This window comes from Amycolatopsis cihanbeyliensis (assembly GCF_006715045.1).
GTDB classification, from domain to species: Bacteria; Actinomycetota; Actinomycetes; order Mycobacteriales; family Pseudonocardiaceae; genus Amycolatopsis; species Amycolatopsis cihanbeyliensis.
This window is the reverse complement of sequence record NZ_VFML01000001.1, coordinates 5,502,910-5,523,974: the sequence shown is the minus strand read 5'-3', so window position 1 is coordinate 5,523,974 and position 21,065 is coordinate 5,502,910. Positions and strand designations below refer to the sequence as shown.

Sequence of the window (21,065 nt, the reverse complement as noted above, 5' to 3'; positions counted from 1 at the left end):
GTCTTCTTCGACGACTCAGATGTCCAGCTCGACGTCACCGCAGGGTGCGTTGATGCACAACTGGATCCGCTCGCCGGGTTCCGCCGTGATCGTCCCGTTGAGTACATTGCGGACCGAGCCGCTGGACTTGACGCTGGTACAGGTGTGGCAGATGCCCATCCGGCAGCCGTACTCCGGGCGTAAGCCGGCCGCCTCGGCCTGCTCCAGCAGCGTGCGCCCGTCGCCCGGCGTGCTGACGCCGCTGCGCCCGAACCGCACCTCGCCGGTCGCGTCCCCGGCGCCGGTCGGCGGGGCGGGCGTGGCGAACCGCTCGATACGCAGCCGGTCGCCGATCTCCTCGGCCCACCACAGCGCGCCTACCGCGTCCAGCAGGGAAGCGGGTCCGCAGGCGTAGCACAGCGCCTCGGCGTAGTCGGGCGCGATCTCCAGCAGGTGTTCCCGATCGAACCGCCCGCGCAGCCGCCCGGTGCCGGGCAGCCGGGGATAGGCCGGGGCCAGGGTGAGCAGCGGGTTGGCCGCGGCGAGGGCCGCGAGCTCGTCGCGGTACACCACGTCCTCGGGGCCTGTGGCGTAGTGCAGGAAGGTGATCCGGCCGGTGTACCGCCTGTCGGTGAGGGTGCGCAGGATGGACATCACCGGCGTGATGCCGCTGCCACCGCTGATCAGCAGAATGTGCTCGGGCAGCGCGGCAGGCAACACGAACTCGCCCTCGGCCTGGGAGAGCGCCACGATCTGGCCGGGCCGCGCGTTCCGCTTGAGGTATGCCGACACCGTGCCGGTCGGGTTCACTTTCGCGGTGATCTCGATCAGGCCGTCCGTGCGGTGTTCGGAGCCGGCCAGCGAGAAGCACCGGGTGCGGCGTACCCCGTCGATCTCGACGGCGAAGCGCACGTACTGCCCGGCCCGCGCGCCGTTCCAGTTTCCGTTGGGCCGTAACGTCAGCGTGACCGTGGCCGGGGTGTGGTGCGCGACCGCGACGACGGCCGCGCGTACCTCATTGACAGACCACAGTGGATTTATAAGGCCGAGGTAGCGGTCCACGCCGTGCGGCACGGTCAGGGCTGTGACCGCCCGGGAAGTCAACAACCTGTGCGCCCGGCGCCAGCCCACTCGGGCGAAACTCGAATTCAGCACCACGTCGTGCTCCCAGCATCTCGTGAGCGAGGCGGTGGCGCCGGGCCGGGCAGGGAATGCTGGTGCCCGGCACCACCGCACGGTCCGTGTGTCAGAACTGCCCGCAGTTGTCGGTCGCGGGCTTGCCGGACAGCCGGTCGGCCAGCCAGATCGCGGAGTTGTCCATGGCCGCCGGAAGCGCTCCGACGTGCGCGAAAGCGGGAGTGGCCGGCAGGTCTTCGAACTGCACGGTGGCGCCCTTGCCACACCAGTCCTCGGCCATCTGCCTACCCTGGCCGTAGGGCACGATGTCGTCGTTCGAGGCGTGCTCGACCAGCACCGGGGCTTCCGGCTTCCGGTTACCGATCTTCACCTCCGCCATGATGGACCTGAACGGCTCCTCGTCGAGATACGCCGACACCGGCCGCCCGTCCCTGGTGAAGTCGCGCGTCCGCGAGAACGGGTACCTGAGCAGCGCCTCCATCGTGCAGATGTCCCTTGCGGTGTTGTACAGCTCCTTGCCCTTCTCGTTGGCAAGCTTGGTCAGAATCTCCGTCTCCGGGTACGCGGTGTTCAACCCCACCAGCGCGAAGCCCAGGAACGCCACGGCATACGAACCGTCCAACGACTTGGCCAACACGGCCAGGTCCGCCGGTGCCGCACCGACATAGGCGCCCCGGATATCGAGCTCGGGTGCGTAGCTCGGGGCCAACTCGACCGCCGCGGCCGAGCCACCACCACCCTGCGAGTACCCCGTGATCCCTACCGGCCCATCCGCGGGCAGACCGGTGTCCGGCAACCGCTGCGCCGCGCGGATCACATCAAGCACCGCGTGCGCCTGAGCCCCCCGCATCACATAGGTGTGGTCCCCAGGAGTCCCCAGACCCTCGTAATCGGTCTGCGCTACCGCGATCCCCTTCTCCAGCAAGGCGTTGACAAACCCACTCTGGAACAGCGAGGAGGCGTCGCCCTCCCCCTCGCCCGCCATGGTCTTGGACGGCGCACACTTGTCACCAAGACCCGCGGTGAACGGCGCGTAGGCCACGATCGGCCTCGGGCCACCCCCGGTCCACGCCCTGTCCGGCACCATCACCGTGCCGGTCACCGGAATCGCCTCACCCTTCGAGTCCCGACTCAGATACATGATCCGGGTCGCCTTCGAACCGAGGATGAACGACGGCTGCGACTTGATCACATCACCGTCCTGCCCGGCCGGCAGCGGCGACGGTGGAGTGTAGAACGCCTCGGCGCCTGCCGCGGGCGCCCCGGCAACCAGCGCCACCGTGACGGTCACCGACGTCAGTACGGCGGTAAGCCCACGTCGAACCGAAATTGACATGACCATTCTCCATCATGAGAGACGTAAGTTATTTGGCACGGTTGCTGCCGTGGTGCCACTAAAAAAGATTGCTCCGAGCGGGCGAAGACTGTCAATACCAAACGAAACAACCAGGCCGCCCGCCGGACCGAGGCCGCGAATCTTGTCACTCGAATACACCTCCGCAACGCCGGTTCGCAGCCGAGGTGACAAAGTCTCGTCGAACGCCGGACGCGCGGTGACGACCTCGCCCGCCTGGGATGGTTGCCGCCGGGACACAGAGCCGCAGCATGGTGCCAGCCAGGCCAGGTGGCGGACATCGGTAGAACTGCGTAGCGGGGTACGTAGCGTGCCCTCGCCGCTGGTCATCGCCACCACCTGACCGGCTCGCCGGGTAGCCGGCCGTCCCGGGCGGAGCCACACCGCTCCAACGTGACGTTCGGTCCGGGCAAGGTGAACCGGGCGAGCGCTCGGGTACCCGGCCCGCGGAGTGGATGACTCGCCGCGGGGTTGCCCGTGGTTGGCGAGCACGGTTTGCTCACCGGCTACCAGCGGCCGGCAGAGTAAGACGTTGCCGATTCATGCACAAGGCTCGCGAACTATGTCCGCCAGACAAGAACAGTAGGCACAGGCCGGACAAGAATTGTCATAACCAGATTATTCAGCCGACAATGGCAGTACGCAGTTCGTTACGCACTTCTACCGGTGTACCGAATCGGCTGATCAGCCGCTCTGGACTCTCCCGTAGGTACCGGAGCCGGAGGATCGGCATGCGTATGCGCGTTCTGGGCCCGGTCACAGAACCCAAGCACTCACAGAGGTGACAGCTGATTCCGATGGTGGGCTGGTTCCGCTCGGTGGTGTTGACACAGCTTCCCGGATACGTTCATTCTTTCTGCCTAGGGTTTCGCCGGTTCGGAGGGCGGCTATGCCTTTTTCTGCTCGTCGTAGGGTTGTTTCCACGGTGGCCGCCGCGGTGCTGGCGGCCAGTGCGGCCGTCGCGTTGAGTGGTTCAGCTGTCGCCGCCGGCCAGGTGGGTGCCGACCCGTACCCTGGCGGGGAATGGGAACGCGTCGACCCCGCGGCAGCCGGATTCGACCCGGCCGAACTGGCGCGGATCGCCGAGGACTTGAAGGCGGACGACTCGAACTGCCTGGTGGTGATCCGGAACGGGCGGCTGGTCGCCGATTGGTACTGGAACGGCACCGGTCCCGAGTCCGCCCAAGAAGTGTGGTCCGCGACCAAATCGGTGTCGAGCACCCTGGTCGGCATCGCCCAGTCCGAGCGCAAGCTCGACATCGAGGACAGGGCGTCGCGGTACATTCCCGCCTGGGCGGGAACGCCGTCGGCCGACGTCACCGTCAAGAATCTGCTGAGCAACGACTCCGGCCGGCACTGGACAGACTGGGTCGACGACGCGGTGCGGGTCTTCATGGCGCGAGACCGGACCGCGTTCGCCGCCTCCCAGCCCCAGGACGTCCCTCCCGGCGAGTTCTGGGCATACAACAACACCGCCATCCAGGCCCTGGACGCCGTGCTTCACACAGCCACCGGCGACCGGCCCGTCGACTACGCGGAGAAAAAGCTCCTCGATCCCCTGGGCATGAAGCGCTCGAACATGACCCAGGACCAGGCTGGTAACACCAACGTGTTCATGGGCCTGCAGTCGACCTGTCGGGACATGGCCCGTTTCGGCTATCTCTTCCTGCGCAACGGGCACTGGAACGGCACCCAGGTCGTGCCCGAGCCGTGGGTCAGTGACGCCACAGGAAAGCCATCGCAGGACATCACCACCGCATACGGATACCTCTGGTGGCTCAACCGCCGCAGGCCGGTCGCCGGGGTCGACTCCCCGATGACCCGCGAAGAAAGCACCCGCGCCCCACACACCCAACTCGTACCGTCGGCCCCGCAGGACATGTACTGGGCCATGGGCCTCGGCGGCCAGACCGTCCAGGTCGACCCCGGCTCGGATACCGTCGTCGTCCGACTCGCCCCCACAAACCTGGACAGTCCATCCCCCATACCGAAAACCGCGAGAATCGTGACCGAAGCCCTGGTCCAGCCATGAAGCACCGCGGCACAACCGCATGTCGAGCAGGCACGGCCCGGCGCCGGGGACGAAGGGCGTCTCGAGCAGGAGGGTCAGCCCGTCGGGAGTATCAGGCCGAAGTGTCCTTGCCGGCCAGCACGGCGCCCACCACGAAGTCCGGGTACGCTTCGGCCACCGCGTCGACGTCCGGGAGCAGTGTCACGTCGCCGAGACCCGCCGCCTCGAACGTGGCGCGCCACGCGGCGGGCGTCAGGAAGCCATGCGTCGGGCGCCGCACCGGATCGGTGGCGACGTCGGTAAAGCTGTCCAGGAAGTCGAAGATGATCTCCGCATGGATCGGTCGCGCAAGCTTGGTGGGACGAATGCACTCGGAGACGACGACCGTGCCACCCGGTTTGAGCGCCTTGGCCGCCTCCGCCACGACGAAGTCGAGGTCGGGCGCCACGTGGAAGCAGTTGACCGAGTAGACCAGGTCGAACGTGCCGGGCTCCACCCCCTGCTCCGCCCATGGCACCGTCATGTCAAGGCGCGCGGACTCGACCGTCGTCGACGGTGCGGCCGCGGCCCTCGCCGCCCGTTCGCCGTGCCGGGCGAAGGTCTCGGCCACCTCGGTGAACCGGTAGCGCGTGACACCGGAGCCGAGCGTGCGGAGCGCTTGCTCGGCCGCGCTGCCGCAGCCACCACCGATCTCCAGGATCTCGAGCGCGCCGCCGCCCGCGGGAACGACGCGGGATAGGGCCTCCGCACCGACCGTGTTGTTGATGGCGTACAGGAGATTGTCATTGGAGAAGTACCGCGGCCAGAGTGGGAGTTTGTCGGGCGCGAACAGGATCTCGTCGCCCGTCGCCTCGGCACGGAAGTATCGTTCGGCCTCGTCGACCAGCGTACGCAGGATCTCCGCGGCGGCCTCGGCGCCGGGTGCACGCTCGGCGAGCTCTGTCGCCACGGCGTCGAACTCCTCCACCGTGACCGTTCCGGGGAAGTAGCGACCGTCCTGCCGGGCAAGGATCCCGGATTCCGCGAGCTTCTCGTACATGAACCGCAGGGGAACCGTCCGGCGCCATGGGATCGAGAGCTCCTTCCTGGCCTGCTGGACCGTAATGCCGTTCGCCGGAGGCAGCGCGCCGATCGACATGAGGATCCGGTACGCGGTCGCGTCGACCAGGCGGGCGAACGTCTCGTTCGCCGCGAGGAACCTGAGCGGGAAGAGTTCCCGGACGCGCTCGTCGACAATGGCGGCTCGGAGCTTCGCGAACTCCGCCGCCCTGGGATGCCGATCGGGTCGACCGTACCGGCCTTCCGCAAGCTTGCTCATGGTCAACAGGCTTTCCGTGACGTGGTGCGGGTCAGATCTCGGCATGGTCGGCGGCCGAGGTCCGGTCGTCGACGGTCATGGGGAGCCCACCACCGAGGCGCAGGGACATCATCGGCTCCGGATCGACCCGGAAGCCGGGCTGCTTCACCAGCAGCAGGTCACGCATCAGCGTGGAGATGATGAAGGTGGCCTCCATCATACCGAGGTGATTACCGACGCAGAACCTGGGACCGGCGCCGAACGGGATGTGCGCGTAGCGGGGGCGGTTCGCCGGGACTTCCTGGTCGAACCGCTCCGGGTCGAACCGCTCCGGGTCGGGCCAGTACCTCGGGTGCCGATGCAGCGTGTACGGGCAGATCAGGACCTCCGCGCCGGCAGGCACGTGGTAGCCGCCGATCTCGTCGTCGTCCACCGCCCGGCGCGGAAGGATCCACACCGGCGGGTACAGCCGCATGACCTCTTGCAGCACCATATGCGTGTAACGCAGCCGGGACAGGTCCGCATAGGTCGGGCGGCGGCCGCCGTAGACAGCCACTGCCTCCTCGTGCAGCCGGTCGCGAACCTGCGGGTGCTGGCTGACCAGATGCAACGTCCAGCCGACCGTGCTGGCCGTCGTCTCGTGCCCGGCCAGTAGCAGCGTCACCAACTCGTCGCGCATACGGCGGTCGGCGACCCGCTTGTCGGTTTCCTTGGCTGTGGAGGCGATCAGCCGGGTCAGCACGTCGTCGCCGGATTCGGAAGGATTGGCTTTCCGCCGCGCCACAAGGATTCCCACCATGTGTTCCAGGTGGGCGCGGGCGCTGCGGAACGCTCGCTGCCCCCTCGACGGCAACCACCGCGGCACCAGGCCCAGTGTCTCCATCTCGAACATGGCCTGGTCCTGCACGGCTTCGAAGGCGTGCTCGACCGACTCGAACGCGCCGAGGTCGGTATCCAGCAGGGTGTTGCCGAGCACGCCCAGCGTCAGCGCGGTGACCTCGGTCAGCACATCCACCGGCCGGCCCGTACCCCGGTGGGTACGCAGCCGTTCGACGAGGCCGAGCGCCTCGCCGACGATCACGTCGGCCTGCGCAGCGATTCGCTTGTGCTGGAACACCGGCTGAATGGTGCGCCGTTGTTCTTTCCACAGCGCGCCCTCGCTGGTCAGCAGCCCGTCGCCCAGTGCTCGCTTGGCCTCGGTGTAGCCGATGCCTTTATGGTAGTTGGCCGCGTAGTCCGCGAGCACGTGCTTGGCGTGGTCGGGGTGGTTGAAAATGTAGAGCTTCTTCGGGCCGATCGCCACCCGCACCGCGTCGCCGTACTCGCGGACCGCCTCGCTCATCAGACCGAGGCGGTCCGCGCGGAGCTGGCGCAGGATTCCCAGGACGGCCCTGCGGGGCGGCCCCGGTGGCATCCGACCACTGGTGGCACTCATGCTTGCTCCTCCGCGACTCCGCGCGCTCCGTAGCCACCTCGGAAGCTGCGGCTGGGCACTGGGCTGGTCATGGCGCGGCCGCGCCAGCCGGGGGCTCGCCGGCGCCGGAGACCACCGTGGACCGGCCGGGTGTCCACCTCGGTCGGTCCTGCCGCGTGGGCACAACCGCCGAGAAGTATCTTTTCGGCGTACTCCCGCCTTTCCTTCCGGCGGGAGACTTTTTGTGGAAACCGTGCTCGTCGGGACTCGTCTCGACGAAGTTCGGTGTCCGAAGGCACTGCCGCAGTACTCGCCATGAGAGCCCGTTCCTGAACTGGACTTTTACTGCTCAAGGCGAGTGGAAGAACTCGCGCGGCGACAGCCCACGGGCGGCGAGGCCGGGCGCATGATCTGCGCAGGTGACTTTCCGTGCCGGAGTCCGAGCCCGGCCGAGCCGACCGTGACGCGAGTTTAGGAACAGGCACTGAGGTGGTCAAGTTCGTCCCCTTACCGTCGTTCAGAACGGCGTCGTGACTCATCGACAATCGTCTGTGCCTCGGCCGCGGGCGCGCATCTCCCCCAATGCGGTGTCTTGCCTTTTCGAAGAACCGGACGGATGGCACAGGAAGAGAAGATATGTACCGCGGCACGGCGGCACACTTGGCTGCGAACCGGAAAGCGCGTCGAACAGGCGGTACAGGTTTGAGCACCGAGCGGATCGCGATCGTTGGCATCGGACTTCGTTACCCCGACGCCGCCAGCACCCAGGATCTCTGGGAGAACGTCCTGGCCGGGCGACGTGCCTTCCGTAGGCTGCCCGACGAGCGGATGAACCACGCGGACTACTACTCGCCCGACCCGAACGCGCCGGACCGCTTCTATACCGACAAGGCGGCCGTACTGCGCGACTACGAGTTCGATCGGCTCAAGTACAAAATCGCGGGCAGCACCTTCCGGTCGACAGACCTCACGCACTGGCTGGCGCTGGACGTCGCGGCGACGGCACTGGCCGACGCCGGCTTCCCGGACGCGGTGGGCCTGCCCCGCGAGACCACCGGCGTGGTCTTCGGCAACAGCTTGACCGGCGAGTTCTCCCGCGCCAACCTGATGCGGTTGCGCTGGCCCTACGTCCGGCGCACCCTCGCCGCCGCGCTGGCCGCCAAGGGCTGGGAGGACGACGAGACCAGCGCCTTCCTGCGTGACCTGGAATCGGTGTACAAGGCGCCGTTCCCGCCCGTCGACGAGGACAGCCTCGCCGGCGGGCTCGCCAACACCATCGCGGGACGCACGTGCAACTACTTCGACCTCCGCGGCGGTGGTTACACCGTCGACGGCGCCTGCTCCTCCTCGCTGATCTCGGTCGCCACCGCGGCCAAGGCGCTGACCGACGGCGACCTCGACGTCGGCCTCGCGGGCGGCGTCGACCTTTCCATCGACCCGTTCGAGGTGATCGGCTTCGCCAAGACCGGGGCGCTGGCAGCGGACGAGATGAAGGTCTACGACAAGGACTCCAACGGCTTCTGGCCGGGCGAAGGCGCGGGCGTCGTCGTCCTGATGCGCGAGACCGACGCCGTCGCCCGCGGTCTGCGCATCTACGCGTCGATCACCGGCTGGGGCATTTCCTCCGACGGCAAGGGCGGCATCACGCGCCCGGAGGCCGGAGGTCACCGGCTGGCCATCCGGCGCGCCTACGCCAGGGCCGGGTACGGCGTGGAGACCGTCGGCTACTTCGAGGGCCACGGCACGGGAACCGCGCTCGGCGACGCCACCGAGCTCGAGGCGATCGGCTCGACCCTGCGTGAAGCCGACCCTGCCGGTCGGCCGGCCGCGATCAGCTCGATCAAGGGCAACTTCGGCCACACCAAGGCAGCCGCGGGCGTCGGCGGGCTGATCAAGGCAGCCCTCTCGGTCCACCACCAGATCATCCCGCCGGCCACCGGGCACGACGAGCCGCACCCGGAGCTCACCGGCGACGCCCCCGCCCTGTACGTCCCGCGCGGACCGGGGCTCTGGCCCGCCGACCGGCCGATCAGGGCTGGTGTGTCGGCAATGGGCTTCGGCGGCGTCAACACGCACATCGCGCTCGAGCGGGCGGTCGGCACCACCCGCCGCGCCGAGCTGCCCATGCGGACGGTGACGCTGACCGGCAGCAGGCAGGACGCCGAGCTACTGCTGCTGGACGCCGCGGACCACACCGAGCTGCGCGGTCGGGTCGCCGGGCTGGCCGAGCTGGCGCCCGCGCTGTCGTTCGCCGAGGTCGCCGACCTGGCAGGGACGCTGGCCGGGCAGCTCTCCGGCGGCCCGGTGCGCGCTGCCGTCGTGACCACCGACCCCGAGGACGCCACCGCCAAGCTCGGCCGGCTGCTCGCCGCGCTCGACTCGGGCGAGCGGAGCCTGTTCGCCGTGGACGGGATCTTCCTCGACCGGCGGCTGACCGCGCCGAGGATCGCCTACCTGTTCCCCGGCCAGGGATCCGGACGTGGTCCCTTCGGCGCGATCCACCGCCGTTTCGCCGCCGCGGAGGCCGTGTTCGAGCAGGCGGGCGTGCCGACCGGCGGTGACCAGGTGGCCACCCAGGTGGCGCAGCCGCGCATCGTCGCCGGCTCCGTCGCGGCCCTGCGAGTGCTGCACACGCTGGGCATCGACGCCGACGTCGCGGTCGGCCACAGCCTCGGCGAGCTGACCGCGCTGGCCTGGGCGGGTGCCATGAGCACCACCGACGTGCTGCGCTTGGCAAAGGTACGCGGAGAAGTCATGGCCAACGCCAGCCGGGGCGGGGGCACAATGGCCGGTCTCGCCACCACTCCTGACCGGGCCGAAGAGCTGTGCGCGGACGACCCGGTGGTGATCGCCGGATACAACGGACCGGAGCAGACGGTCGTCGCGGGCGACGCGGGCGCCGTGGACCGCGTGTGTGCGCGAGCACGGGCCGCCGGCATCACCGCGAGCCGAATCAACGTCTCGCACGCGTTCCACTCGTCGCTGGTCAGGCCCGCATACGAGGCGATGGCGGGGCGGCTCGCCGAGTTCACCTTCACCCGGCCCACCCGAGCGGTGGTGTCCACGGTGACCGGTGACCTGCTCGATCCGGACACCGACCTACGCGTGCTGCTGCGGGACCAGGTCCTGTGCCCGGTCCGTTTCCACGAGGCAGCCGCCAAGGCCGCCACCGGGGCCGACCTCGCCGTGGAGGTCGGCCCGGGGCGGGTGCTCACGGGCCTGCTGCGCGATATCGCGCCGGACACGCCGGTGCTGCCGGTCGACGCCGACAGCAGGTCGCTCGACTCGCTGCTGTCCGTGCTCGGCGCCGCCCACGCGCTGGGCGCCGCGGTCGACACCGAGGCGCTGTTCGGCGGCCGGGTGCTGCGTCCGCTGCCGCTGGAAGGCGGATTCACCTTCCTGGCGAGTCCCTGCGAGACCGCTCCCGACCTCGCGGTCGGGCTGGCAGTGCCCGCCGCCGACACCGCCACCGAAATGGCCGCGGCCACCGGTTCCGGCGATGCCGACCCGTCCACACTGGATCTGCTGCGCACGCTCGCCGCCGAACGCGTCGAGCTGCCGCTGGAGACCGTGACCGAGGCCACCCACCCGCTCGACCACCTGCACCTGAGCTCGATCACCGTCGGCCAACTCGTCAACGACGCCACCAGCCGGCTCGGCTTGCCCACGTTGGAGGCGACGACCAGCTTCGCCACCGCGACGCTCGGCGAGATCGCCGAGCTGATCGACGGGCTGGCCGAGTCGGCGCAAGGCGAAGGGAACGGCGGCGGCAGCACCGAGGTGGCCGGCGTCGGGCAGTGGGTGCGGCCGTTCTCCGTCGACCAGGTGGCGGTCCGGGCGCCAGAGGTGGACATCGGCACCGGTCCGGCCGGTACCTGGCAGGCGTTCGCACCGGCAGGCCACCCGCTCGCCGAGCGGCTGCGGGTCGCGCTCGCCGAGGCCGGCATCGGCGACGGCGTGCTGCTGTGCCTTCCGGACAGCGGTGAGGAGCACGTCGAGCTGTTCCTGAAGGCGGGCCAGGCTGCCGCGGACGCGCCACCGGGCACCCGGTTCGTCGTGGTACAGCACAGGTTCGGGGCGTCCGGCTTGGCCAGGACCGCGTTCTTGGAGGCGACGGGCGTACCGACCACGATCGTCACGCTGGCGGACCTCGCTTCGCCGACCGGTGCCGAGCTGGACGACGCGGCGCGGCGGGTGGTCATCGAAGCCGCTGCCACGACGTCGTTCAGCGAGGTCCGCTACGACGCCGGCGGCGGGCGGACGGTGCCGGTGCTGCACGTGCTACAGCCGCCCACCGAGCCGCGGACCGGCACGCCGCTGGACGGTTCCGACGTGCTGCTGGTCACCGGCGGCGCCAAGGGCATCACCGCCGAGTGCGCGCTGGCCATGGCGAGGGACTCGGGCGCCAAGCTCGCGTTGACCGGCCGGGACGACCCTGCCCGCGACGAGGAGATATCGGCCAACCTGGCCAGGATGGCCGCCGCGGGCGTGGTCTGCCGGTACGAGCGCGCCGATGTCACCGATGCCGACCAGGTCGCCGCGGCCGTGGCGCGGTTCGAGGCCGACCTCGGCCCGGTCACCGCGGTGATGCACGGCGCGGGCCGCAACGAACCGGCCGCGCTCACCAACCTGACCGAGGAACGGTTCCACCAGACGCTCGCCGTCAAGGTCTCCGGCCTTCGCGCGGTGCTCGACGCCGTGGCCCAGGACAGGCTCAAACTGCTGGTCACGTTCGGCAGCATCATCGGCCGGGCCGGGCTGAGCGGCGAGGCGCACTACTCGACCGCCAACGACTGGATGACCGAGCTGGCCGTCGACTTCCAGCGCGCACACCCGGAGGCCCGGGTGCTGGCGATGGAGTGGTCGGTGTGGTCGGGAGCCGGAATGGGCGAGCGGTTGGGCGTGGTCGAGGCACTCCTGCGCGACGGCATCACGCCAATCTCGGTGGAAGACGGCGTGAGCGTGCTGCGCCAGGTGCTGGCCGACCCCTCGGCCGGGCCGGTGCTGACGATCACCGGCCGGATGGGCGGATTGCCGACGTTGCCCCTGGACAGGAGCCAGGAGCTGCCGCTGACCCGATTCGTCGACCGGGTGCTGGTGCACTACCCGAACGTCGAGCTGGTCACCGAGGTCGAGCTGTCCCCCGGCAGCGACCCGTACCTGTCCGACCACCTGCTGGACGGCGACCTGCTGTTCCCCGCTGTCGTGGGGATGGAGGCGATGGCGCAGGTCGCGACGGCCGTGCTCGGCCGGACCGGTGTCCCACTGCTCGAGGACGTGGAGTTCCTGCGACCGATCGTGGCCCGCCCGGGTACCGCGACGTCCGTGCGGCTGGCGGCACTGGTCCGCGACAACGAGACAGTGTCGGTGGCCATCCGTGCCGAAGACACCGGGTTCGGTGCCGACCACTTCCGGGCTACGCTGCGACTGCCGCGGCCACCCCTGCCTGAAGGCGACACCGCGCGGGAGGCCACCCGGTTACCGCCGGTGCCGGTCGACCCGATCACCGAGCTCTACGGCACGGTGATGTTCCAGGGCAAGCGATTCCAGCGCCTGCTCGGTTACCGGAGAGCAAGCGCCCGGCACGCGGTCGCGGAGCTGTCCACCACCACGCCTGCGCCGTGGTTCGCCGCCTACCTGCCGCAGGATCAGGTGCTGGCGAACCCGGGTACGCGAGACGCGGTGATGCACGCACTCCAGTGCTGCGTGCCCGACGCGACCCTCCTCCCGCAGAGTGTGCAGCGGCTGTACCTGGCGGCACCCACCGACCAACACGTCGACTATGTGATCGTGGATGCCAGGGAGCGCGTACGGGACGGCGACAGCTACGTCTACGACATCGACGTGCTCGAACCGGCCGGCCGGGTGATCGAACACTGGCAAGGTCTGACACTCCGCGCGGTGCGGAAGAAGGACGGTTCCGGCCCGTGGGTACCCGCGATGCTCAGCGGCTACCTCGAGCGGGCGCTGGAGCGGGTACTCGGCGGCGGCCGCGCGGTGGTCGTCGAACCGGATCCCGAGCCGGGCGTACCGGCCGATCGGCGGGCACAGACCGGGCTGGCCGCGAGCCGCGGCTTCGGTAGACCGGTGACGGTGCGGCACCGGCCGGACGGCAGGCCGGAAGTGGACGGCGCCACGATCTCGGCGTCCCACGGCGCGGGCCTGAGCCTGGTGGTGGCCGGGCCGGGCCGGCTCGGCTGCGATGTCGAGACGGTGGCGCACCGCACGGAGAAGGACTGGGCCGGGCTGCTCGGCGACGGCCTCCGCGACATCCGCGACCTGGTGATGGCCGAGTCCGCGGAGGACGCCGACGTGGCCGGCACCCGAATGTGGTGTGCGCTGGAGTGCCTACGCAAGGCCGGGGTGACCGATCGGACGCTGACCGTGCACCGAGTCCATGAAGGTGGCTGGGTCGTGCTGTCGGCAGGCGACGCGCGGGTGGCCACCTTGAGCACCACTATCAACGGCCTTCCCGACCCGGTGGTGTTCGCCGTGCTGTCGCAACAGGAGTGATCGGCGAGGGAAGCCGCTGGGCACCCGACCGGCAAGCGCGGGATGCCGTCGAGGCTCGCGCGCGGTTTCCCTGCCCCGTGCTCGGATCACACTTGGGAAACAACCAGGAACTCGCACGTTCATGCCGGCAACGGTGTCCACATTGGTGGCATGGAACCGTGCCGGACCGCGGGGACGGCAGGCTCGGCGGGCAGCACGATACCGGTGTATATCCGGATGATCCGCACCCTGTTTGCCGCACAGCAGAAGGTGCCTGCCGCCGCGCCCCTGCTGCAATCTGAAGTAGATCCCACTCCAGACTCCCAGCGAGAGGACAGGCGGATGACCGAGCCATTGGCCGTAATCTCGGCTATGAAGGCCGATGCGATGGAGGTTCAGCAGGTGTTGTCGGGCCTCGACGCGACCGGGTGGGCGACGCCGACCCCCGCACCGGGCTGGACGGTCACCCATCAGGTCGCGCACCTCGCCGCGACCTTCCAGCGCGCGGGGCTCGCCGCGTCCGATCCGCCGGCGTTCGCGAAGATCATGGAGCACGCCAACCCCGATTTCGACAAGGAAGTCGAAACGGTCATGCGTCCGTACCTCGAGTTGCCGCCGGGCGAGTTGCTCGTCCGCTGGTACGACGAGCTGACCACGGCAGCCGATGCGCTCGCGGCGGTGCCGGCGGGCCAGGACATCCCGTGGCTGGTCAATCCCCTACCACCGGCCGTGCTGGCCAGCGGGGGAATGATGGAGCTGTTCGCGCACGGCCAGGACATCGCCGACGCGCTGGGCACGCCGATCGAGCGGACCGACCGGATCGCCCCACTCGTAGGATTTGTCGTGCACACTCGTCACTTCGGCTATCTCGCGAGGGAAATGACACCACCGGACGACGACTTCCGGTTCGAGGTGACCGCGCCGTCCGGTACCTTGTGGACATTCGGGCCGGAGGACGCCGCGCAGCGGATCGAAGGTCCCGCGCTGGACCTGTGCCTGCTGGCGGCCCGCCGCAGGCATCACAGGGACCTGTCGCTCGTGGCCACCGGTAAGCATGCCACGCGCTGGCTGGATGTCGCTCAGGCGTATCGAGGGCCCACGGGTGCCGGGCGCGAGCCTGGCCAGTTCACCGACGCACCCGGTCATCGACTGTGAGTGTCGTCAACTTCCTCGTATCATAACCACACGAAGAGCGACCCCGGCCACATGTGCGGCCGGGGTCGCCAGTGTTTCGTCCAGGTCAGCCGAACTGGACCGGGAGGGCTTCCAGGCTGCGGATCACCACTCCCTCGCGCCACCGCAGGCTTTCCGCCGCGCCGGCCAGCTGGATGTGGTCGAACCGGTCGAACAGGCCGTTGAACGCGATCTCGGCTTCCATCCGCGCCAGCGGGGCGCCGAGGCAGTAGTGCATGCCGTGGCCGAACGCCAGGTGCCCGGCGGTGTCTCGCCTGATGTCGAGCTTGTCAGGTTCGGGAAACTGGTCCCCGTCACGGTTGGCCGACGTCAATGCCAGCATCACGAACTCGTCCGCCGGAATCAGCACCCCGCCGATCTCGGTAGGTTCGTTGGTATAGCGGAAGGTCGCCATGTTCAGCGGACCTTCGTAGCGCAGGAACTCCTCGATCGCGCCGGGTATGAGCGACCGGTCGGCCCGCAGCGTGGCGAACTGCTCAGGATTCTTGAGCAACGACAGCACCCCCGAGGCGATGAGGCTGACGGTCGTCTCGTGGCCGGCGACCAGTAGCAGGAACACCATGGACACGAGTTCGGTCTCGGTCAGCTGATCGCCGTCTTCCCGCGCATGCACCAGTGCCCCGAGCAGGTCCCCCACAGCCTGGTCACGCTTCCGGGCGATCAGCTTCAGCAGGTAGGCCTTGGTGTCGTCGGCCGCCTGCTGGACCTCATCCGGCTCGCCACCGGAGATCAACGTGTTGCACCAGGAGCGGAAGTCGTCCAGATCCTCGGCCGGCATCCCGATCAGCTCGCAGATCACCGTGATCGGCAGCGGGAAGGCAAACGCTTCGACCAGATCCACCTCGCCCTTGCCGTCCATCCCGTCCAACAACTCAGTGGTGATCTGCTCGATCCGGCCCCGCATCTGTTCGATCCGGCGCAAGGTGAACGCCTTGGTGACCAGCTTGCGCAGCCGGATGTGGTCGGGCGGGTCGGTGTTGAGCATGTGCGCGACGAGCGCGGGGTGCACGAAACCGGGCCGGTTACGCATGGTGTTGCGGGCGAACAAGTCCGGATAGCGCCGGAAATCCTTGCGCAAACCGGGATTGGCCAGCGCCGCCCGGACGTCTTCGTACCGGGTCACCACCCATGCCTGCAGTCCGGCCGGCAACACCACCCGCTGGACCGGACACTCCCGTCGCAACCGGGAGTACACAGAGTGTGGGTCCTGAAGGAATTCCGGGCCGAACTGTTCAGTCGGCACCATCGTGTTGTCAACCATGAGATCTGCTCCTCGCCACCAAACGATCGGGGCTTGTCGAGACAACTGTCACCGGGCTGCGGGTCGTCACCAATAACTTTATCCAGGATAGGACTAGTGTCGCCACCCACCGGGATCATCGCAGTGAAAAAATGACAGCATCGGAGAAATACTCCGATTTTTGTCAATTCGCTTCTTCGGGTGTGTCGTATGTTGTCCGTGGGTAGTTGCGCAAGCAGCGAGAAGCTCACCCGCCAGTACCGCGGCTAGGCTCACCGGCAACCGGCTCTGGGAGGCGTGCGTGTCGGAACCCGTCATCGTGACAAGCGGCCTGGATTTCCCCACGAGTATCGTGTTCGGTGCCGACGGCGCGGCGTATGTGGCGGAGTCCGGGTTGCCGTTCGGCGGCGCGCGGCCCGGCGGCCGGATCAGCCGGATCGGCAAACCGGGCCAGGACATGCGGCGGACGGTCGTCGCCGACGGGTTGGCCGCGCCGGTCACCGGTCTGTGCCGGCACGGCAGTGGCCTCTACGCCTCCGAGGGCGGTGCCGGGCGAATCACACAGATCGACCCCGACGGGTCGCGCTCACCGGTCGTCGACGGTATGCCGGGTCCGGGCAATTACCACACGAACATGGCCGCGATCGGCCCGGATGACAAGCTCTACTTCAGTCAGGGCGCCATGTCCAACCTGGGCGTCATCGGGCTCGACGCTTATGAGATCGGCTGGTTGAAACGTCTTCCGCACGCGCACGACATACCCGGCCTCGACATCACGCTTGCCGGGGTGCACATCACCACAGTCGATCCGTTCCACGACAAGCGGGGGGCAAGGACCACGACCGGCGGCTTTGTCCCGTTCGGCACGGAAACAGAGCCAGGGCAACGAATTCCCGGATCCGTGCCGTGCACGGCCGCGGTGCTACGTTGCGACCTCGACGGGTCGAACCTCGAGCTGGTCGCCTGGGGGTTGCGGAACGCATTCGGTCTGGGTTTCCTGCCGGACGGTCGGTTGCTCGCCCTGGATCAGGGCGCGGACGACCGGGGCAGCAGGCCGGTCGGCAACGCTCCGGACCTGCTGTTCGAGGTGCGTGCGGGCCGCTGGTACGGCTGGCCGGACTTCGTGTCCGGCGTGCCGGTGACCGACCCTCGGTTCCGCCCGGAGCGCGGACCGCAACCGAATTTCCTACTGGCACAGCACGAAACCCTGCCCACACCGGAGGCCGCACTGGTCGAGTTCGATCCGCACGTGGCCGCGACGAAGTTCACCGTGACGCCCTCCGGGCAACTCGTGGTCGCCCTGTTCGGCGACGAGACACCGATGACGGCGCCACCCGGGCACCCGCAGGTCGGCCGGGATCTACTGCTCGTCGACCCCGAGGACTGGTCGACGCGATCGCTGCCCGGCGGGCCGAAGGCGCACCGCCCCATCGACGTCGCCGTCGGCCCGTCCGACGGCGCGCTCTACGTACTCGACTTCGGTCGGTTCGAGATGACCGCCCGCGGCGTGCTTGCCGAGGCCGGAACAGGGTGCCTGTGGCGTTGGGACGACTGGAAAGGCGACAAAGATGATCGTTAAACGCTGGAAGCGTGGCATCGCCACGCTCGCCGTGACAGTGCTGACCGCGACCACCTTCACCGCCGCCGACGCCACTGAGGCCGGCCACTGGTGCTGGGATTCGTGGGCACAGCCCAACGCGGACCTGTCCGGCACGCGCGCGGTCAACGGGCCGATCAATTCCTGGACCGCGCCATTCCTACGCCCCGCATGGTCCGTACCGATCAAGGCACCGACGGATCGGTGGCCGGGGGCGTATGCCGCCACACCGGTCGTCGTCCGTGGAGTCGTCTACACGCAGGACCTCGACTCCAACGTCTACGCGATCGACCTGCGCACCGGGCGTCTGTTGTGGACGAAAATGTACAACTCGCACACCAACGGTCCCAACGGCGTCGCGGTCGCCGACGGCATGGTCTTCGGCGCTACCTTGACCGAGGCGTTCGGCCTCGACGCGAGAACCGGCCGGGAGATCTGGCGGCACAAGCTCACCCGCAACACCAGCGAGGCCATCGACATGGCACCCGGCCTGCACGACGGAACCGTCTACATTTCGACCGTTCCCAGCTTCCTCGACGGCGGGAACGCCGAGGGAGCCGTCGGGGTCCTCTGGGCCATCGACGCACGAACCGGCACGACCAGGTGGAAGTGGAACACAGTACCCGCCGACCTCTGGGGACGCCCGGACATCAACTCCGGGGGCGGCCTCTGGTATCCGCCCACGTTCGACGAGAAGGGCGACGTCTACGTCGCCGTGGCCAACCCCAATCCGTTCGTCGGTACCGAGGAGTTCCCGTGGGGTTCGAGCCGTCCCGGCCGCAACCTCTACTCCAACTCGGTGGTGAAGCTGGATGCCAGGACGGGAAAGGTGATCTGGCACCACCAGGTCACGCCACACGGCATCTACGACTGGGATCTGCAGAACTCGCCGATCCTGACCAAGGTTCGCGGCCGACCGGTCGTGGTCACCTCCGGAAAGACCGGCTATGTCTACGTCCTCGACCGCGCGACCGGGCGCCTGCTGTGGGAGACACCGGTCGGCAAGCACAACGGCCACGACGACGATCATCTGCTCGCGATGGAGGGCAAGTTCGACGAGCTTCCCACCCTGCCGCTCGAGCTTTATCCCGGCGCGCTCGGTGGTGTCGCCGCACCCGGCGCCGTCGACCGGAGGACCGTGTACGTTGCCGTCAACAACCTGAGCGCGACGTGGGAGAACCAGACGACGCCGTCGTTGCCACCGCTGACCGAAGGCCGTGGTGAGCTCGTGGCGCTGGACCTCGCCAGCGGGCGAATCAAGTGGTCCCACCCACTCGACTCGTCACCGTACGGCGGCACGTCGTTGGCGAATGACGTGGTGTTCACGACCACGTTCGACGGGGTCGTACACGCCCACCGAACCTGGACCGGCACACCCGTCTGGCAGGCGAAGTTGCCAGGAACGTCCAACTCCCCGGTGGCCATCAGCGGGGACACCCTGCTCGCCGCCAGCGGCTGGCCGCAGAACGAGGACGAGAGAGCGGAGATCGTGGCCTACCGGCTCGACTTCGGATGGGGCAAGTACGCCGGAGCGGCGTCGGCCCGATGCTGACAGCGGGAGGCGAGACGAGTGACCTGCGGAGAAGGCGGCCGCGACCAAGGTCGGAGCCCGCCCCGTCGCCCGCCGTCACCCGGAAGATCCGGTCGCGGGTTCAGGAGCACACGGCGGGTAGTCACGGACTACCCGCTCGTGGACTCCGCCAGGCGGTCGGCCAGGAACACCCGCTCCGCCTCGTTGTCCACCAGTTCCAGTGCCTTGCGATAAGCCTTGGCGGCGTCTTCACGGCGGCCAAGGCGGCGGAACAAGTCGGCTTTGACCGCGGGCACGTAGTGGTAGCCGGCCAGCTGGTCGTTGCGCTCGAGCCCTTCGACTTCCCGCAGCGCCACCGCCGCGCCCTCGACCATCGCCAGGGCCACGGTCCGGTTGAGCGCGACCACCGGGGACGGCCACACGTTCAGCAGCTCGTCGTACAGGACGAGCACCTGGTCCCAGTCGGTGTCCGCGTAGCTCGGCGCCGTGGCATGCAACGCCGCGATGGCTGCCTGCAACGCGAATCTACCGGGTGTTCCGCCGCGCAGCGCGCCCACGACCAGGTGATGTCCTTCAGCGATCATCGCCCCGTCCCACTTGGAGCGATCCTGCTCCTCCAGCAACAGCAGCCGGCCGGCCACGTCGGTGCGAGTGGCGCGGCGGGCGTAGTTCACCAACAGCAGTGCGAGCAGGCCACGGACCTCACGCTCGTTCGGCATCAAGGAGTGCAGTGTCCGAGCGAGGTCCACGGCGCGTTCGGCGAGGTCGGTGCGGGTCAGGTCGTCCCCCGACGGCGCCGTGTGACCCGTGGTGAACAGCAGGTGAATCACCGTCAGTACCGCGTCCATGCGGTCCGGAAGCTCGCTGGCGCTCGGTACCCGAAACGGGATGTGCGCGGCGGCGATCTTCTTCTTGGCCCGGCCGATCCGCGCTCGCATCGTGGTTTCGGAGACCAGGAACGCCTGCGCAATATCCGGCGTGTCGAGACCGCACACGAGACGCAGGGTGAGGGCTATCTGGCCTTCCGGGCGCAGCGCTGGATGGCAGCACATGAAGATCAGGCTGAGATAGTCGTCGCCGACCGCCGAGTGCCCGGTGAAACTGACCTCCGCCACGTCGTCCACGGCCAGCAGCGGCATCTTGGCCCGGAACACCTGGGCCCGCCGGAGGGCGTCCAGCACATTGCGGCGTGCCGTGGTGACCAGCCAGGCGCCAGGATTCGACGGCACGCCGTCGGTGGACCAGGTCCGGAGCGCGGCGACATAGGCGTCCTGCACGCATTCCTCGGCCAGATCGAGATCACGCGCCACGCGCACCGCCGCGGCGAGCACTTTGGCCCACTCGCGCCGGTGCGCGTCCGCGACGGCCTGCTGAACGGCTGGCCTGTGCATGGGCTGAACGGCTCGGCGGGCGACCGTCACCCTTCGTGCAGAGGTCGGATCTCCACACCGCCGTCCATGATGGGCAACAGCTTGCCGATCTCGATCGCCTGGTCGAGGTCTCGACACTCGACCACGAAGATTCCGGCGAACGCTTCCTTGGTCTCCAGGAACGGCCCGTCCGTGATGACGCCGCCCTTACGGATCGTAGTGGCGGTGCTGGACGGCTGAAGTGCCTGCTCGTCGACCACCTGGGCACCCATTGCCTCGATCTTCGCCGGCGCGGCCATGTTGGCCTCCATGACGTCGGCTGGGATGTCCTCGACCGGGATTTCCTTCTCGTAGATTAGAATTGCGTACTGCGGCATTCAGTCAGTCCTTGTCCTCGTGTGGCGTGACTTGATCCCGTTGTCGCCATATCGTAGCGCTCGGCGCCCAGG

General features: G+C 68.6%; 13 protein-coding genes. 5 read left to right on the top strand and 8 right to left on the bottom strand.

Going from position 1 to position 21,065, the window contains the following annotated elements; genetic code table 11:
• Window positions 1-15: 15 nt before the first annotated feature.
• From FB471_RS25280 to FB471_RS25270, 3 genes are all read right to left on the bottom strand, one after another.
• On the bottom strand, window positions 16-1,137 hold the full coding sequence (locus FB471_RS25280; protein ID WP_142000832.1) for a ferredoxin reductase: 1,122 nt from the start codon (window positions 1,135-1,137) through the stop codon (window positions 16-18).
• Between the two features lie 88 nt (window positions 1,138-1,225).
• A complete protein-coding gene (locus tag FB471_RS25275) occupies window positions 1,226-2,452 on the bottom strand; it encodes a lipase family protein (RefSeq protein WP_142000831.1) in 1,227 nt (408 codons plus the stop codon).
• Between the two features lie 12 nt (window positions 2,453-2,464).
• Complete coding sequence (locus FB471_RS25270) at window positions 2,465-2,800, bottom strand: hypothetical protein (RefSeq protein ID WP_142000830.1); 336 nt, start codon at window positions 2,798-2,800, stop codon at window positions 2,465-2,467.
• Between the two features lie 595 nt (window positions 2,801-3,395).
• Between FB471_RS25270 and FB471_RS25265 the strand changes: the two genes are divergently transcribed.
• The gene (locus tag FB471_RS25265) at window positions 3,396-4,502 is read left to right on the top strand and encodes a serine hydrolase domain-containing protein (RefSeq protein WP_246076579.1); all 1,107 of its coding nucleotides are present in this window, start codon (window positions 3,396-3,398) and stop codon (window positions 4,500-4,502) included.
• Window positions 4,503-4,593: 91 nt separating this feature from the next.
• Here FB471_RS25265 and FB471_RS25260 read toward each other — a convergent pair whose 3' ends face one another.
• Window positions 4,594-5,799 (bottom strand): class I SAM-dependent methyltransferase, encoded by a 1,206-nt coding sequence (locus tag FB471_RS25260; RefSeq protein ID WP_142000829.1) that lies wholly within the window; start codon window positions 5,797-5,799, stop codon window positions 4,594-4,596.
• Between the two features lie 31 nt (window positions 5,800-5,830).
• Window positions 5,831-7,213, bottom strand: coding sequence for a cytochrome P450 (locus FB471_RS25255; protein WP_142000828.1), 1,383 nt, complete (start codon window positions 7,211-7,213; stop codon window positions 5,831-5,833).
• A gap of 681 nt (window positions 7,214-7,894) precedes the next feature.
• Here FB471_RS25255 and FB471_RS25250 point away from each other — a divergent pair.
• The gene (locus FB471_RS25250; RefSeq protein ID WP_142000827.1) at window positions 7,895-13,705 is read left to right on the top strand and encodes a type I polyketide synthase; all 5,811 of its coding nucleotides are present in this window, start codon (window positions 7,895-7,897) and stop codon (window positions 13,703-13,705) included.
• Between the two features lie 216 nt (window positions 13,706-13,921).
• Complete coding sequence (locus FB471_RS25245; RefSeq protein ID WP_342779469.1) at window positions 13,922-14,839, top strand: TIGR03084 family metal-binding protein; 918 nt, start codon at window positions 13,922-13,924, stop codon at window positions 14,837-14,839.
• An 85-nt stretch (window positions 14,840-14,924) separates the two neighbouring features.
• Here FB471_RS25245 and FB471_RS25240 read toward each other — a convergent pair whose 3' ends face one another.
• Window positions 14,925-16,124, bottom strand: coding sequence for a cytochrome P450 family protein (locus tag FB471_RS25240; RefSeq protein WP_142002456.1), 1,200 nt, complete (start codon window positions 16,122-16,124; stop codon window positions 14,925-14,927).
• 295 nt (window positions 16,125-16,419) lie between these two features.
• Here FB471_RS25240 and FB471_RS25235 point away from each other — a divergent pair, with 295 nt between their 5' ends.
• On the top strand, window positions 16,420-17,697 hold the full coding sequence (locus FB471_RS25235; RefSeq protein ID WP_211358136.1) for a PQQ-dependent sugar dehydrogenase: 1,278 nt from the start codon (window positions 16,420-16,422) through the stop codon (window positions 17,695-17,697).
• On the top strand, window positions 17,687-19,267 hold the full coding sequence (locus FB471_RS25230) for an outer membrane protein assembly factor BamB family protein (protein WP_142000826.1): 1,581 nt from the start codon (window positions 17,687-17,689) through the stop codon (window positions 19,265-19,267). Before FB471_RS25235 ends, FB471_RS25230 begins: the two co-directional genes overlap by 11 nt.
• A gap of 128 nt (window positions 19,268-19,395) precedes the next feature.
• On the opposite strand, the gene FB471_RS25225 is transcribed toward FB471_RS25230, so the two are convergent.
• Both FB471_RS25225 and FB471_RS25220 read right to left on the bottom strand, forming a co-directional pair.
• Window positions 19,396-20,637 carry an RNA polymerase sigma factor gene (locus FB471_RS25225; RefSeq protein WP_142000825.1) on the bottom strand — a complete coding sequence of 414 codons (1,242 nt, stop codon included), beginning with the start codon at window positions 20,635-20,637 and terminating at the stop codon, window positions 19,396-19,398.
• A gap of 26 nt (window positions 20,638-20,663) precedes the next feature.
• Window positions 20,664-20,993: a YciI family protein gene (locus FB471_RS25220; protein WP_142000824.1), complete on the bottom strand. Its 330-nt coding sequence runs from the start codon at window positions 20,991-20,993 to the stop codon at window positions 20,664-20,666.
• Window positions 20,994-21,065: the final 72 nt, after the last annotated feature.

Bases quoted from the DNA above. Each gene is read 5' to 3' on its own strand.
- FB471_RS25275 (WP_142000831.1), bottom strand. From the start codon at position 2,452: ATGTCAATTTCGGTTCGACGTGGGCTTACCGCCGTACTGACGTCGGTG.
- FB471_RS25245 (WP_342779469.1), top strand. From the start codon at position 13,922: ATGATCCGCACCCTGTTTGCCGCACAGCAGAAGGTGCCTGCCGCCGCG.
- FB471_RS25240 (WP_142002456.1), bottom strand. From the start codon at position 16,124: ATGGTGCCGACTGAACAGTTCGGCCCGGAATTCCTTCAGGACCCACAC.
- FB471_RS25230 (WP_142000826.1), top strand. From the start codon at position 17,687: ATGATCGTTAAACGCTGGAAGCGTGGCATCGCCACGCTCGCCGTGACA.
- FB471_RS25225 (WP_142000825.1), bottom strand. From the start codon at position 20,637: ATGCACAGGCCAGCCGTTCAGCAGGCCGTCGCGGACGCGCACCGGCGC.
- FB471_RS25255 (WP_142000828.1), bottom strand. From the start codon at position 7,213: ATGAGTGCCACCAGTGGTCGGATGCCACCGGGGCCGCCCCGCAGGGCC.
- FB471_RS25260 (WP_142000829.1), bottom strand. From the start codon at position 5,799: ATGAGCAAGCTTGCGGAAGGCCGGTACGGTCGACCCGATCGGCATCCC.
- FB471_RS25220 (WP_142000824.1), bottom strand. From the start codon at position 20,993: ATGCCGCAGTACGCAATTCTAATCTACGAGAAGGAAATCCCGGTCGAG.
- FB471_RS25270 (WP_142000830.1), bottom strand. From the start codon at position 2,800: ATGACCAGCGGCGAGGGCACGCTACGTACCCCGCTACGCAGTTCTACC.